The following is a 14,404-nucleotide window of genomic DNA, read 5'->3' as shown; positions in this document are numbered from 1 at the left end:
TGGCTTAATTCTCGCCTTATTATTCAACCTCGTCGGTATTATTGAAGCCAAAACTGGCTCGCGCGATCTCAACAAACTCCACGGCTTGCTCAATCCCAAACGGGGCTTACCTTTTGTCGGAGCCATGGCGATTTTAACCATGATGGCGAGTGCAGGTATTCCGGGGATGGTAGGCTTTATCGGCGAATTTCTCTCTTTCCAGGGTAGCTACATCGCTTTCCCGATTGCGACACTGATCTGTTTGGCTAGTACGGGTTTGACATCTGTCTACTTCATCATCATCATCAATCGCACCCTGTTTGGCAAACTAGCCGAAGATCTGACATATTTACCCAAAGTCGCAGGTTACGAACGCATTCCCGCGATCGTGCTTGCCGCGCTGATTATTTTACTCGGCATCCAACCAAACATCATCATCTCTCACACTCAAATTTCCACCGACGCCATCGTCGCTTCTCTCCCTCAAACAGGTACGCAAACAGCTCTTGTCGAAAATCCCCTCCTCGGAGGGGTGCCCGTAGGGCTGCTGGTCGGGTGACCCGCCCAGTGGGGTGGGTAGATCTCTGCTGTAGCCAACAAGCTTGCGCATAAACCACAGATTTGATTTGGTGGGGAAAATTCACCCCCCAAATATTAGTTAAATGTAATCAAGGGGATATTTAGTAAAGAGATGGCATTAATCGTCCAAAAATATGGGGGAACATCAGTTGGTGACCCAGAGCGAATTCAAGCAGTCGCTCGCCGAGTGGTAGATACAGTCAACGCTGGCAACGATCTGGTTGTCGTCGTTTCGGCGATGGGCAAGACCACCGATGGATTGGTGAAACTAGCCCAGGAATTATCTAGTCAGCCGTCCCGGCGCGAGATGGATATGCTGCTATCGACAGGCGAACAAGTGACGATCGCCTTATTGAGTATTGCCATCCAAGAACTGGGACAACCTGCAATCTCCCTCACTGGCGCGCAAGTAGGGATTGAAACCGAAGCCGAACATACCCGCGCGCGGATTTTGGAGATCTCTCCCGATCGCGTCAATCGACACCTTAAAGAGGGTAAAGTGGTCGTCGTGGCAGGGTTTCAGGGTGTGAGTGCGACAGGAGATCGCGATATTACCACGTTGGGTAGAGGCGGTTCGGATACCTCTGCTGTCGCCCTGGCGGCGGCTCTCAAAGCTAGTGCCTGTGAGATTTATACCGATGTACCCGGAATTTTAACCACCGACCCCCGCATCGTTCCCGAAGCCAAGTTACTTACCGAAATTACTGCCGATGAAATGCTCGAGCTTGCCAGTTTGGGCGCGAAAGTATTGCATCCTCGTGCGGTTGAAATCGCCAAAAATTATGGCGTCCCGCTAGTCGTGCGATCGAGTTGGACTGACGATCCCGGTACCTGGGTCGTCTCCCCAGTACCCGCACCGCGCCCCCTTACAGGCTTGGAAATTGCCCGATCGGTCGATGCCGTCGGATTTACGACCGACCAAGCTAGAATCGCTCTGTTGCAAGTACCCGATCGCGCGGGGATTGCCGGACAATTATTTGGCGCACTCGCTCGCGAGCAAGTCGATGTCGATCTGATCGTCCAATCGATCCACGAAGGTAATACCAATGACATCGCCTTTACCGTCCACAAACAAGCGATCGGACGCGCCCAGGCGGTCGCTGAAGCCATCTCTCCCGTCCTGCATGACAACTTTGTCCCCAGCCACGATTGCATCCTGGTAGCGGGCGATATTGCCAAAGTCAGCATCTCTGGTGCGGGGATGATCGGGAGACCTGGAGTAGCCGCCAAAATGTTTAGAATCCTGGCCGATGCAGGGATTAATATCCAAATGATTTCGACTTCAGAAATCAAAGTCAGTTGCACGATTGCTTCTGAAGATTGCGATCGAGCGATTGCCGCACTCTGCGAGCGGTTTAAGATCTCTACCTCTGCCAATGAGAGTCATACCCCGCCAGTTAAGGCACCCTCGGTACGTGGTGTCGCCCTGGATCGAGATCGTGCCAGATTGGCTATACTGCAAGTACCGGATCGTCCCGGTATGGCAGCAGAGTTATTTGGCATCTTGGCCGCAAATAATATCAGCCTAGATGCGATCATTCAATCCCAACGCACCCGCGTCATCAATGGTGTCGCCACGCGCGATATTGCCTGCACCGTCGCCCAAAACGATGCCGCCGATGCCAAACGCGTCCTCGACGCTTCCGCTACACAATTGGGCTGTGGAGCTGTCGTCGTCGATGAATCGATCGCTAAAGTCAGTATCGTCGGCGCAGGGATGGTTAGCAATCCTGGCGTTGCTGCCAAAATGTTCGATGCTCTAGCGACAGCCGGAATTAATATTCAAATGATTTCGACTTCTGAGATTAAAATTAGTTGTGTAGTCTCTCGAACGCAAGGTATCGATGCGCTTAAGACTATTCATCGGGCGTTTGGATTGGGATAGGTTTCAGGCTTTAGGCTTTAGGCTTTAGGCTTGAAGACGCAAGCGTCTTGCTAATTATTCGTGCTAATCCTAATACCTAAATATCCAACACCCAATACCTAAAGCCTAATACCTAATTCAGCAATACGTAAGTGGGTTTAGATGTAACTGTTAACTCAATATCGGTCGAAGAGATCGACTCGATCGTTATCCTCGATCGCTTATGCTTTGGAGGATTGTGGTCGATCGATAGTTATCGGCGCGAATTGACCAATGAAAATAGCCATTTTATCGGCGTATCAATCGATAAAACCTTCGCACCAGACACAGCCGGAATCATTGGTTTCGGTTGCTTCTGGGCGATTTTAGACGAAGCCCATATCACCTTACTCGGCATCCATCCTCAATATCAACGCCAAGGACTGGGACAATTACTCCTGAGTGCCTTAATCGACAAAGCTCGATCGATCGAGATGGCGCGAGCGACGCTAGAAGTCCGCGATTCCAACCATGGAGCCATTCAGCTCTACGAAAAAAATGGCTTCCAAACAGTCGGACGCCGTAAAAAATACTATCAGGATACTGGCGAAGACGGCATCATCATGTGGCGCGGCGGCTTGCAAGATCCTAATTTTAGGCACATTGTTGTTTAAGGGAGAGAAAGGGGCGGATGGGTAGATGGGTATGAGATAAAGAGATCGATACGAATATATTTCATTATCGATCGAATCTCGAACACGATCGCTCACCGTACCAAATTTAGACCCACATTTCGCTAGTCCAAGCGATCGAAAACTGAGTACTGTTTATGTTTAAAGGACTATCTTGCACTTATTTATCCATACTCTGTAGTATTTCTTCTAGGTTTGGGAATGCTACTAGATGTGTATCGAGCGAAACAAATTTATGTTGATGAAGGGCTTAGGTTGCGTGGTAATTTTGCTAGGGCTTGTTTCCTTTACAAATTTTGCTGACGCGGGGTACAAGTTACAGAAATCGGGACAAGAGTTAACTGAGCTTAGATCTCAGGGTGGAAATACTGTGGCAGAGGCTTACTATCAAGAAGTGGGTCGATCTCAAATAGGGCAAGGTAGTGCAGCTTATGGAATGGCAATGTTAACGTTCATGATTTCTATAGGGTGGGGTGGATCGATGATTGCAACGAAAAAGGAATCAAAACTTTAAATCCACAATCCACAATTGAGTTAGATTTTTGTCCGGTTTTGCCGCACTTAGGCGTGAATATATCGATCGTAGTCTATTGACGGTCATCGTATGAGTATCGGTTTGACAGTTCTGCTAATCATCATCGGCGTGGTGCTGCTGTATTGCGCCCTAGAGCATTTTTCTAAGAAATCTCGTGCCGACCAAATTTTTGAGGAATGGCAGAGCAAAGGTACTGTCGATCCCGATACGCGTCGTCGTGCGATCGTCATTGCCGGACACGATATGGCGCGGATCGAACGTCTCCTCGATAGCGCGCGCCGCAGCAATCCCGATCGATCCGAGCAATGGTACTGGGAGAAAATCTTATACGATATGGAACGCGATCGTGGCGTGTAATTGAGTTATTAGCTGCTAAGTGATTGGCACCTCTAATTAATCACTATTCACTATTTACTAAACTTTAATAATTCTTCTAATGCTGCTAAAAGCTTGACTTCTACCAGCAAGATTTCTCGATCTGTATTTAGCTGGATCAACCAGCTTACGTTAATAGTGAAGTAATTAGTTTTTACTTTGCCTTGGACGTGATATTGAGCCAGATCGTTATCTTTCAGTAGCAGTGTGCCAGACTCCGGACAAAAAATCATTCCTTTGGCTTCTGTCTCTAAATACTTAGCGATTGCCTCTCTACCCTCGATCGGATTTTCAAACGGTGGATCTAATCTACCGTTCTCGGCAAATAACTCGGCGGTAGCTGCAAACTCACCACTATTCAATCCACTAAAGTAGGCAGCAATCGTGGGTTCTTCAATCCCATCGATCTCAATTAACAGTCCCGAATTGGATGTAGGATTTATGCTCACGATCGGCAGTTTTATATTTTGTAATGGAGCAAATAATCGAGATAGCGAATCGTGAAAACACTGGCTTTTCGATCGCGATTTTTATTTGTTATTACATAAATATAAAAGCACAAATAATAGATAATTCTATCTGTCTTTTGACCGATCGTCATCTATTTCTAAAGTAGGTATGACACCGAATAGATTATGAGTATTGTAGAGGAGACGAATTAGGACAGTATTGTGACAACTAGTATTTCTAATGTTCAGCCGGAAATGACTTCTACATTTACCGCTCTAGACACAGACCAACAGCTTGCATTATTGTGGTTCATTTATAAAGAAATTGGCAAATCAATTACACCTGCTGCACCAGGAGCTAGTACCGCAGCACCAACGATTGCCGAAGGCTTGTTCAAACAAGTTGCCGAAATGAGCCATGAAGAGCAATTACAAATCCAACGGGATTTGGTAGAAGGCAAAAATAGCTTAATTAGTCGGGAATATGGCGCACTCAGCGATACTACCAAATTATTATTTTGGTATTTACTCGCCCAAGGTATGGATCGGACTGAAATTATCCCCATGCCAGCCGACTATCAAATGTCGGAAGAAGCGACTCAATGCTTGACTAAACTTCAAGCATTGGAGCATTCCGAACAAATTACAGTTTTACGCAATTTAGTAGCAAATATGGGTGCCGATCCTGAGACTAACGCTCACGACGAGGCAACTGGTTTATAAAAATTCACGCGATCGCATGAGTCCTAAGTTTTTAGGATAATACATACAACCTTCTTGTACCAGTAAAACTTTCTTGCCCTCACCCCCAGCCCCTCTCCCAATTTTGGGAAAGGGGATCCAGAGCACTAAGCGATGGCGGGGTGAGGGCAACATCGATTTAAAATAATCTAAGTCAAATTTTTAGATTTGAGCCATTCCCGCACGACTCGATCGACAGGACGAGATTTATTATCTACTTGATAATTCATCTGCTGGATATCTTGAGTAGAAATCTTTCCAGCTAATTTATCGATAACTGGCTGTATCTGCGGATATTTTTTTAGCGTCGCTCGATTAAAAATAGGTACGGCTTGATAAGGCGGGAAATACTTTTTATCATCTTCTAAGATCGTTAAATTTAGCACCGGGATTAAGCCATCGGTGGAATTTGCAGCAATCAGATCGACACTCTTTTTCTCGATCGCGGGATACATTAGGCTAAATTCCATCTGTTGAATCTTGGCAAATTTCAAACCATAAGTCTTGGCTAAAGCTGGATAACCATCTTGACGTTCTAGGAATTCATAGCCAAATCCCCCGCGCATTTGCGGCGTATATTTAGCCGCTTCCGAAAGTGTCTTAATTTGTAATCGTTGGGCATCTTCATTGCGGATGATGAAGGCAAAAGTATTCTCAAATCCCAGCGGTGATAAAACTTCCAATTGAAATTGGCGATCGTAAGCTTGTTTGACAGTATCGAATACTAGTTGTGGATCTTTGATTGGTGCTTGTTTTAAAATTTGGATGAGTGAGGTACCCGTATATTCGACATAACCCGCAATTTTTCCAGCTTTGACTGCTTCATGACAGATAAAAGCACCACCTAAATTTAATTGTCGATCGACTTTAATATTTGTATGCGTTTCAATCTGCTGGGCGAGTAATTCGCCCAGAATAACTTGCTCGGTAAAATTCTTAGAGCCGATCGCAATTGTTGGCGGTGCCTGAAAATAATTAATACCAACTAATCCGGCGATGAGTAAGGCAAGAATTCCACCCCCGATCGCATATTTTCGATCGAGTTTCCCACGCCGCAGTGGTTGCTCTGTGAGTCGCTGCTCTACCCATCCTAAAGCCAAATCTGCACCCAAAGCGATCGCGGCTGCGGGTACTGCACCCATCAAAATCAACCGATTATCGATCGTTGCCAATCCCCGAAAAATAAATACACCCAAACCACCACCACCAATCGCCGCCGCGATCGTGGCGACACCGACAGAGATCGCCGTTGCGACTCTAATCCCCGCCAAAATTGCCCCTGAAGCTAGCGGGATCTCTACCTGAGTTAGCAATTGCCAATCGGTCATGCCCATACCCCTTCCGGCCTCTGTAATCGCCCGATCGACACTATTTATGCCGACATAAGTATTGCGAATTAGTGGGAGCAATGCGTATAGAGTCAGGGCGACGATCGCCGGATTCTTACCAATCCCGCCCAGAAATGGCACAGAAATTAAAAAGCCAAAAATCGCCAAACTGGGGATAGTTTGGAGCGCATTTGCGACACCGAGAATGGGTTGAGCTAACTTGGGATATCGGGTAATCGCAATCCCTAACGGAATCCCGATCGAGATCGCCACTATCATCGCGATCGTCACTAAAATTAAGTGTTCGCCACTCCGTAAAATTATTTCTGCAACATCTTCATTTGAAAACAAAACAATCTCCTAAATAGTTGATAGTGATACCATTTTTGATTGCGGATTGCGGATTGAGATATTACCATCCCTTACCCATTAATCATTTACCTATTACCCATTACTCATTACTCATTACTCATTTACCCATTAGCCATCCACTCATCCACCCATCCACTCATCCACCCATCCACTCATACACCCATCCACTCATCCACCCATCTCCCAGGCATTCAAACAAGCAATAAAAGCCCGTGCTTCTGAATGTTGAGATTGCAGCAATTCGTCCTTAGTTCCTAATACCACCAAATTACCTTCATTCATCAAACCAATTCGCGTTCCTAACAAAAAAGCCTCTTGAATATCGTGAGTGACAAAAACAACCGTCTTTCCTAATTGTTGCTGTAAATATAGAAACTGTCGTTGCAATTCCAGCCGCGTAATCGGATCGAGCGCGCCAAAGGGTTCGTCCATTAATAAAATCGGCGGATCGGCAGCTAAGGCTCTGGCTACGCCCACCCGCTGACGTTGCCCCCCTGAGAGCTGATGGGGATAGCGGCGCGCGAATACTTCTGGTTCTAATCCCACCAAGTTTAACAGCTCGTAAACTCGTGCCTCGATGCGCGATGTTTGCCACCGCTCTAATGAAGGTACCAATCCAATATTTTCGCTGACATTAAAGTGCGGAAACAAACCGATATCCTGAATTGCATAACCGATTCGGCGTCTGAGTTTGATCGTATCCCAATCGGCAGTCGATCGATCGTCGATCGAGACTACGCCAGTAGTTGGAATTGCGAGGCGATTGATTAATTTGAGCATTGTAGTTTTGCCGCTACCACTGCGCCCTAATAACACGATCGTTTCCCCTCGATAAATGCTCAGATTCAAGTCAGCTAGAATCTTCCGCCGATCTATCTCAAAGCTGACATCTCGAAATTCCACAGCAATTTCTGACGATTGGGGCATAGAATAGTAAATCTCGGCAAGTCAATTAACTCGATCGTAGCGTACATTTTGCGTTGGGGATCGACAGTCTCCGATCGCTAGATCCGCTCCAGGTGCATGAACCCCTATCAAATTCTCGGCATATCGCCCCACGCATCCCTAGCTCAAATCAAGTCAGCCTACCGCCAAGCTGCGGCAAACAATCATCCAGATCGTGGCGGTACTCACGCCGCTATGGTGGCGATTAATGATGCTTACGAGCAACTAACCCATCATCTGGCACCCACCAAACCCCACATTCGCGATCGCTCTGCTCCACCCCCAACATCACTCAGCGACTGGTTTGTTGTCTACCAACGATTGTTATCGATCGTGGAAAGGCGCGGCTACAAGCGCGGCTGGATTACCTATCGACTCATCGAACTCCAACCCCCGCTAGAAATCTGGGAACTACACGGGCAAGTCATGGAGTATCGGGCTGGTTTTGCTCGTTACCACTGGGAAAAACAGTAGTGGGAATCTAAATTAAGAAAATGCGCCCAACTACGATCGAGATCGACAGCTTACATGGTGAGGGCTTCATCAAATACTTATATCTTCCCACTTTACAGCATTCGTAAATCTTGACAAATGTCTAACATTCGTTGTGGCGATAACTACTTCTTGGCCTGGATAACGAGTAGCTAAATCCTGCCAAGTTGCACATATAATCATATCTGCATCTAGATTTCGATCTCCAGCCGTTGGTTGTCCGCTAACTCTGGCTGTTGACCAAATATCCGCTGCTAGATTCCAAACTATTCGATCTACAGGTAAAAAATCAATTAATTGATGTAAATCATCTAATATTGGTATTCCCGATGCAATTAATCCTTGTTTTTTCGTTAGCAGTAAGCCCCGTCGAACTTCATAATCACAAACCATCGAACTAACAACTGTACAACGAATCAAACTTCGCTCGAACCAATTATCTAATCTGGTTAGATCGTCTGTAGAATTAGGATTGCATAACTGTCCCAATACACTAGAGTCAATAAAAATAATCATTCTAAGCTATACAATTTTTGTCCGCTAGCACGTTCGGCATCTACTAATTTTGAAAAGACCTCAAATGCTCTATCTGCATCTGGTTGAGTAGATAACTCAGATCGTTTCTGGCGTAGAGCTTCAAATCGATCGCTTACTCGATCTCGTCTTTCTAGATCTTGAGAGATCGTCCGGAATTCAAAAGCATATCGGGGTTGAGAAACTATCTGTTGTTGAATTGCAGCATTTAGAGTTTCCAGATCGATCGAGTCAATCTGGAGATGATGTTCTATTCCCGATAAAACTACTTCACTATCTGTTGATGTCGATCCTGGAATGATAGCTAGACATTTATCTATGTCAATAATTTTACCACTAGGTAGTTGAATTGGCTTTAGCATAATTTACACCTCTGTTAAAATTACTACAGGCTAGAGGGATTTAAGAGTGAAAGCTATAAATAACATATTTATGATGTCTGCCAGCCATACAATCTAATTTCGTAAAAAGACTCTATTCTCAGGATTTCGTTGGGGCATTCAGTATTTCTTCGATCTGACCATTAGTTAAAATTCCCTGTAACAATAATAGTTCTAGCATTATATAATCTATTTATTTCAATATCAGCAACAGAGATTTGTTAAAACAATCCTCGACTACTAGAACATCACAATACAGGCTAATTATGCGATCGATTCGTTAATCGGGAATCTATCGATCAACTGAATCGCCCGTCGTGCATTGTCTTGTAAAGCATCGCTAGCATGAGGTACATAGGGAATCTGCGATAACAGATCCACCGTGCGGCGCAACATCCGCACGATATCACCCTCGTCAAGATTGGTATTGCTACATAGCTCCGTCCACGATACTTCCAACGCCCAGTTTTCGACGATACCTACTAGCTCGTACTCCATCCAGACGGGGAGAGCTACCTGGTAGCGACGTTGGATTTGGAATAGTTGGCGGCGGGAGCCGCGTAAAGCACTGAGGGTCATGACTACTTCGTCCGCCGGATCGTAATTCGTCCAACTGTCGGAGCGGGGGGTTTCTGATACCAGCGCGCAGATGACTGCGGCTAAGTGGTGCGGATCCAAAGTATCTAGATAACCAGACATCAGCGCGAGGGCAATCCATAGCTCGTTATCGCCACGAATGGCGGCGGCGGCTTCACCGATGCGGGTGGGTAGGACGCCTTGCAAGCCGTTGACTTGGCGCAATACCTCAATTAAATTGAGAAATTCTTGCCAATGTCGATCGAGTTGGGTTTGGAGTGTATCTTGGAGATCTTTAATCTCCTGTTCTAATGTGGCTTGGCGGCGGTAGCGTTTGAGCAATGTGGCGGGGTTACCCCATTCCCAGACAGGATGGTTTTCGAGCTTGGTTTTGAGTTCGGCGACGGTTTTGACTTGAGCTGTCAATTCGGCGGTGGCTGGCGGTTCGAGATTGGGGATGCTTTGGGCAATTTCGGCAGTTAGGGTCATTCCCTTGCGGACTTGTCCGGGTTTGAGGGGCATATCCGCAGGTGGGAGCAGGGATACTACCTGCGGTACCCGCTGTTTGCCGCCATATTCCGACCAATGTTTGTGGACGGCGACGACATCTTGATGATTGACGACGTACCATTTATTATCTTGTCCCAGACAGACTAGAGAAGGTTTGTAGCCAGATCCGGCAATTTTGGTGACGAGGACGGCGGGTAATGGCGTAGCGACGGGGACGTGTTTGCCTTTGAGACTGAGGATCGTCCCTGGGAAGGCTGCGGGTAATTGCTTGCTGACTTGTCCGGCTTGGACTTGTTCGGTATAAAGTTGGAGATTTTTGAGCTGATTTTGGTCTAATTTGAGTTGGGAGTGAGCGGTTTCATAGTCGGCTAAAACGTTAGGATCGATCTTGCTCAAGCTTTCCTGGAGAGTGCTCAATTCCTTTTTGATATCGCCGATGCTCTGTTGTTGGGGCAACAGATGAAGCGTCTTGGTAAAGTGCCCAAAACTGCGTTCGACGAGTTCTCTAGCTTCCTCTAGGGTATGAGTTTGGAGTAGATTTAAAACCATCCCATAAGTCGGTGTGAACTGACTCACCAAGGGATCGGGTGCGGATGTGGCAAAGTCGCTGGCTTCCTTGGCTCCTTCAAATCTCGTCTGAGTGGCTACTACATAGCCCACCACGTCCTTACCGCGCCGTCCAGCACGTCCTGCCATCTGGAGAAATTCCGATGCCGTCAAGAGGCGATGTCCTTGGTCTGTACGCTTGGAGAGGCTGGAAATGACTGTCGTTCGGGCGGGCATATTAATCCCGGCGGCGAGGGTTTCTGTCGCAAAGACGACTTTGATCAAACCCATGCCAAATAATTCTTCTACCAGTGCTTTCCACGCGGGGAGAATGCCTGCGTGGTGAGCAGCAACGCCTTTATACAGTGGTTCTACCTGTCCCACCCGCGCTGCTTCGGGATTTTTATCGAGAAAGTCGTCGATGCGAATCTTGAGTAGAGCTGATTCAGCCGGAGTCACCAATTGCATCGTTGCCATCTCGGCGACAGCTTTATCGCACCCCCGCCGACTGAAGATAAAATAGATAGCAGGTAACATTTCTCGCTCGGCGAGCTTGCTGACGACAAAGCCAATACTGGGGACATCTTCCGCTTTGCGGCTGCCTGTCGGACGATGGGTTTTGAGCTTGGGGTTGAGTTTGGCTGTATTAGGGTCGAGTAATGGCAAAATTCCTTTGGGATTTACAAAGTGAAATTCCAACGGGACGGGACGAAAGTCCGAATAGATCAGTTCGGTGCTACCATGAACGGCACCAATCCATTCTGTCAATTGTTTGCTATTGGCAACGGTAGCGGAGAGCGCGACGAGCTGAATGTGCGGCGGACAGTAGATGATCGATTCTTCCCAGACGGTACCACGCTGCTTGTCGTTCATATAGTGACACTCATCTAGCACCACGGCTTCGACACCCACCATGGAAGTGCCGACTTCGCCGATGCGGGTACCATAGAGCATATTCCGAAAGATTTCGGTTGTCATTACGACGATCGGCGCATCGCGATCGATCGAGATATCCCCTGTCAACAAGCCGACATTACCTTCTCCAAATTCCGCCCTAAAATCTCGATATTTTTGATTGGATAAAGCTTTAAGTGGGGTGGTATAAAACACTCTGCGTCCCTGTCGTAAGGCGCGATGAATGGCATATTCCCCGATCAACGTCTTGCCCGAACCAGTTGGGGCGCAGACTACCACCGATTTTCCGGCATTGAGTGCATCTACCGCCTGAAGTTGAAACCTGTCGAGTGGAAATGGAAATATATCTTTTAATTGTTCGGTAGTAATAGCAGAGGTGGTCATAGCGTTTAACTTCACAGACAGTGGCGCGAGGTTAGATTGTGGCGGTAGCTAAGTCTCGATACTCTATAGTATATTCGGAAATTACGGTCGGGCGCGATCGTCTTGAAGCTAACGCGTTTGCTGGTAAGGATCGAAATTTTTACCCAACCCGATTTTAGATTGGTTGCCTGTGTTCCGCTTGGCGATCGTGTTAAGGGGTAGTGTCCAAAGCTTGAGGATCTGCCCTCTCAACTCCTCTCGATCGAGTGCTATGGCACTAAATCTACTCTACAATTTTCCGCGATTCTTTCATCTGCGATCGATGCTTTTTATCTGCCAAGCGTCGCCGCACTTGTCCCTTGCTTGGCTTGGTTAACTTCCGAGGTAATACGACGATCGCCACACTCAAAATTAATGCTTTCAACCTGTCGAGTGCTTCCTCGCGATTGCGCTCCTGAGTGCGATGTTCTTGGGATTTAATGATGACAATCCCGTCGCTAGTAATGCGGCGATCGCGTAATTCCAGCAGGCGATTCTTATAGCGATCTGGTAACGATGATGCCATAATATCGAAGCGTAAATGAATCGCCGTCGCTACTTTATTCACATTTTGTCCGCCCGCACCTTGCGATCGAATGGCATTCAGCTCGATCTCACTCAGGGGAATACTGATACTTTTAGAAATCTCCAACATAACCTAGTTTGAATTTTGTAAGTGTGCGATCGGGTCGAATCGTTGCTAAGACGAGTTTGGGTTCTCGCTGCTGACGATATTAACTTTCAAGTTGCCCGCGCCAGAACGGTTGCTATTTGACGACCTGGGGATTAGCTACATTCGATCGAGCAGATCGCAGCACGCTAATATACATGAAGGAAACAATCGCGTTGGCAAAGCCTCTCCTTTGGAGAATCTCCGCAATCGTCTTCAAGATCCTGATGTCCACGATCTCACCTCAGCTACTATGACCGCAGTACCGCAGTCCCAACCGTCACTTAAATTTCGATTCGATCGCCAACTTTGGCAGCGACTTGTAGAAATTGCCCAACCTTACTTCTATCCACCTGGAGCGAGAAGTTCGAGGCAGTTTCTATTTTTAATTCTAACACAACTAGTATTTGTTGTGTCGTTTACCTTTTTCTTTGTTGTCGCTTTATCTTTAATTGGTTTCCAATTTGCCCCTCAATTCTTTGCGGGGCTGGTCAATCAGATTATTTACCTGAAGTTTCTCTCTAGTCTGGGAAAAAGCTCGTTAGAAATATTTCAAAATCTCCTGACATTTTTGCCTGCTTATATCTTTTTGGTGCTGCTGATTGCCAGTGGTGGTATTTTCTATGCTTATCGACACAAGCTGCAAGGACGAGAGAAGCAATGGCTAATTCTAGGATTATTACTGTTTCTAGCCTTCATCGTCAGTAGCTTGAATGTACTGATTAGTTATGTCTTTCGATTTATCGATAATGCCCTCAATGGTCGAGATCCTAAAGTATTTTGGGAATTTCTTTGGGTTTATGGTATTACTCTGGTCGTCGCAATTCCGATTTTGATTGGCTACCGTTACACGCGCCGGAAATTAGCCTTATTTTGGCGAGCTTGGCTCACCAATACGCTACTAAAAGATTATTTTAGTAACCGATCTTATTATGAATTAGACTCCAATGCTGCTAATACAGATATTGACAATCCAGATCAACGGATAACTGAAGACGTCAACTCATTTACAACTACTGTTTTGGATTTGATTTTAGACATTCTCAATTCAGTATTAGATTTGATCGCATTTACAGGAATTCTCTATAGTATTTCTACCGAACTAACATTTGGATTGGTAGGTTATGTCTCTATTGGCAGTATTTTAGCCATTTGGATCGGTACGAAACTCATCAAAATTAACTTTAATCAATTGCGGCTCGAAGGTGATTTCCGCTACGGGATGGTTCACGTCCGCGACAATGCCGAATCGATTGCTTTCTATCAAGGCGAAACCCTAGAGCGCAATCAGGTTGAAGGTCGTTTGAGTCGAGCGATTAGAAACTACGATTTGTTGATAATTTGGTTCGCACTACTAGACATTTTTCAATACGCATACAACTATTTTGCCCGATTAGTTCCATACTTGATTGTCGCGCCTTTGTATTTTGCCAAAAAAGTAGAATTTGGCACGATCGGTCAAGGTAAGTAGGTGGGCGGGATAATAGTAAACTGGATGAAGATAGTTTAAGCATTTCTCGACAAGTAGGCGAAACCATTTA

Annotated in this window: 15 protein-coding genes; 8 read left to right on the top strand and 7 right to left on the bottom strand. The window is 46.2% G+C overall.

Annotated features, from left to right (window positions below):
• The 5 genes from C7B77_RS10330 to C7B77_RS10310 form a co-directional block, all read left to right on the top strand.
• Positions 1–538: proton-conducting transporter transmembrane domain-containing protein (locus C7B77_RS10330; RefSeq protein WP_281261346.1), on the top strand; the 538-nt coding region annotated here is incomplete at its 5' end.
• Positions 539–670: 132 nt separating this feature from the next.
• Positions 671–2,443, top strand: a complete 1,773-nt coding sequence (locus C7B77_RS10325) for an aspartate kinase (RefSeq protein ID WP_106303770.1) — start codon at positions 671–673, stop codon at positions 2,441–2,443.
• Positions 2,444–2,574: 131 nt separating this feature from the next.
• Positions 2,575–3,075 (top strand): ribosomal protein S18-alanine N-acetyltransferase, encoded by a 501-nt coding sequence (rimI, locus tag C7B77_RS10320; protein WP_106303767.1) that lies wholly within the window; start codon positions 2,575–2,577, stop codon positions 3,073–3,075.
• Between the two features lie 253 nt (positions 3,076–3,328).
• On the top strand, positions 3,329–3,607 hold the full coding sequence (locus C7B77_RS10315; RefSeq protein WP_106303764.1) for a hypothetical protein: 279 nt from the start codon (positions 3,329–3,331) through the stop codon (positions 3,605–3,607).
• Positions 3,608–3,697: 90 nt separating this feature from the next.
• Positions 3,698–3,985, top strand: a complete 288-nt coding sequence (locus C7B77_RS10310) for a hypothetical protein (RefSeq protein ID WP_106303761.1) — start codon at positions 3,698–3,700, stop codon at positions 3,983–3,985.
• 50 nt (positions 3,986–4,035) lie between these two features.
• Here C7B77_RS10310 and C7B77_RS10305 read toward each other — a convergent pair whose 3' ends face one another.
• On the bottom strand, positions 4,036–4,452 hold the full coding sequence (locus C7B77_RS10305; protein WP_106303759.1) for a nuclear transport factor 2 family protein: 417 nt from the start codon (positions 4,450–4,452) through the stop codon (positions 4,036–4,038).
• A 222-nt stretch (positions 4,453–4,674) separates the two neighbouring features.
• Between C7B77_RS10305 and C7B77_RS10300 the strand changes: the two genes are divergently transcribed.
• Positions 4,675–5,175 (top strand): orange carotenoid protein N-terminal domain-containing protein, encoded by a 501-nt coding sequence (locus C7B77_RS10300; RefSeq protein WP_106303757.1) that lies wholly within the window; start codon positions 4,675–4,677, stop codon positions 5,173–5,175.
• Between the two features lie 167 nt (positions 5,176–5,342).
• On the opposite strand, the gene C7B77_RS10295 is transcribed toward C7B77_RS10300, so the two are convergent.
• The gene (locus C7B77_RS10295; RefSeq protein ID WP_106303754.1) at positions 5,343–6,872 is read right to left on the bottom strand and encodes a glycine betaine ABC transporter substrate-binding protein; all 1,530 of its coding nucleotides are present in this window, start codon (positions 6,870–6,872) and stop codon (positions 5,343–5,345) included.
• Positions 6,873–7,061: 189 nt separating this feature from the next.
• Positions 7,062–7,820 (bottom strand): ATP-binding cassette domain-containing protein, encoded by a 759-nt coding sequence (locus C7B77_RS10290; protein WP_106303751.1) that lies wholly within the window; start codon positions 7,818–7,820, stop codon positions 7,062–7,064.
• A gap of 96 nt (positions 7,821–7,916) precedes the next feature.
• Between C7B77_RS10290 and C7B77_RS10285 the strand changes: the two genes are divergently transcribed.
• A complete protein-coding gene (locus tag C7B77_RS10285; RefSeq protein ID WP_106303748.1) occupies positions 7,917–8,312 on the top strand; it encodes a J domain-containing protein in 396 nt (131 codons plus the stop codon).
• 69 nt (positions 8,313–8,381) lie between these two features.
• On the opposite strand, the gene C7B77_RS10280 is transcribed toward C7B77_RS10285, so the two are convergent.
• The 4 genes from C7B77_RS10280 to arfB form a co-directional block, all read right to left on the bottom strand.
• Entirely contained in the window at positions 8,382–8,846 is a 465-nt protein-coding gene (locus C7B77_RS10280) for a type II toxin-antitoxin system VapC family toxin (protein ID WP_106303746.1), read from the bottom strand.
• Positions 8,843–9,226 carry a hypothetical protein gene (locus tag C7B77_RS10275; protein WP_106303744.1) on the bottom strand — a complete coding sequence of 128 codons (384 nt, stop codon included), beginning with the start codon at positions 9,224–9,226 and terminating at the stop codon, positions 8,843–8,845. Before C7B77_RS10275 ends, C7B77_RS10280 begins: the two co-directional genes overlap by 4 nt.
• Positions 9,227–9,508: 282 nt before the next feature.
• Positions 9,509–12,175 (bottom strand): DEAD/DEAH box helicase, encoded by a 2,667-nt coding sequence (locus C7B77_RS10270; protein WP_106303741.1) that lies wholly within the window; start codon positions 12,173–12,175, stop codon positions 9,509–9,511.
• Positions 12,176–12,437: 262 nt separating this feature from the next.
• A complete protein-coding gene (gene arfB / locus C7B77_RS10265; protein ID WP_106303738.1) occupies positions 12,438–12,848 on the bottom strand; it encodes an alternative ribosome rescue aminoacyl-tRNA hydrolase ArfB in 411 nt (136 codons plus the stop codon).
• Positions 12,849–12,939: 91 nt separating this feature from the next.
• Here arfB and C7B77_RS10260 point away from each other — a divergent pair, with 91 nt between their 5' ends.
• On the top strand, positions 12,940–14,334 hold the full coding sequence (locus C7B77_RS10260; RefSeq protein WP_245894151.1) for an SbmA/BacA-like family transporter: 1,395 nt from the start codon (positions 12,940–12,942) through the stop codon (positions 14,332–14,334).
• Positions 14,335–14,404 lie beyond the last annotated feature (70 nt).

Origin of the sequence: Chamaesiphon polymorphus CCALA 037, from assembly GCF_003003845.1 — a bacterium.
Lineage (GTDB): Bacteria > Cyanobacteriota > Cyanobacteriia > Cyanobacteriales > Chamaesiphonaceae > Chamaesiphon > Chamaesiphon polymorphus.
This window is presented reverse-complemented; position numbering and strand designations above follow the sequence as displayed.

What these genes read in the sequence shown, in the direction of transcription:
- C7B77_RS10270 (WP_106303741.1), bottom strand. Translation starts at nt 12,175, where the DNA reads ATGACCACCTCTGCTATTACTACCGAACAATTAAAAGATATATTTCCA.
- C7B77_RS10275 (WP_106303744.1), bottom strand. Translation starts at nt 9,226, where the DNA reads ATGCTAAAGCCAATTCAACTACCTAGTGGTAAAATTATTGACATAGAT.
- C7B77_RS10290 (WP_106303751.1), bottom strand. Translation starts at nt 7,820, where the DNA reads ATGCCCCAATCGTCAGAAATTGCTGTGGAATTTCGAGATGTCAGCTTT.
- C7B77_RS10280 (WP_106303746.1), bottom strand. Translation starts at nt 8,846, where the DNA reads ATGATTATTTTTATTGACTCTAGTGTATTGGGACAGTTATGCAATCCT.
- C7B77_RS10285 (WP_106303748.1), top strand. Translation starts at nt 7,917, where the DNA reads ATGAACCCCTATCAAATTCTCGGCATATCGCCCCACGCATCCCTAGCT.
- C7B77_RS10310 (WP_106303761.1), top strand. Translation starts at nt 3,698, where the DNA reads ATGAGTATCGGTTTGACAGTTCTGCTAATCATCATCGGCGTGGTGCTG.
- C7B77_RS10325 (WP_106303770.1), top strand. Translation starts at nt 671, where the DNA reads ATGGCATTAATCGTCCAAAAATATGGGGGAACATCAGTTGGTGACCCA.
- arfB (WP_106303738.1), bottom strand. Translation starts at nt 12,848, where the DNA reads ATGTTGGAGATTTCTAAAAGTATCAGTATTCCCCTGAGTGAGATCGAG.
- C7B77_RS10315 (WP_106303764.1), top strand. Translation starts at nt 3,329, where the DNA reads ATGTTGATGAAGGGCTTAGGTTGCGTGGTAATTTTGCTAGGGCTTGTT.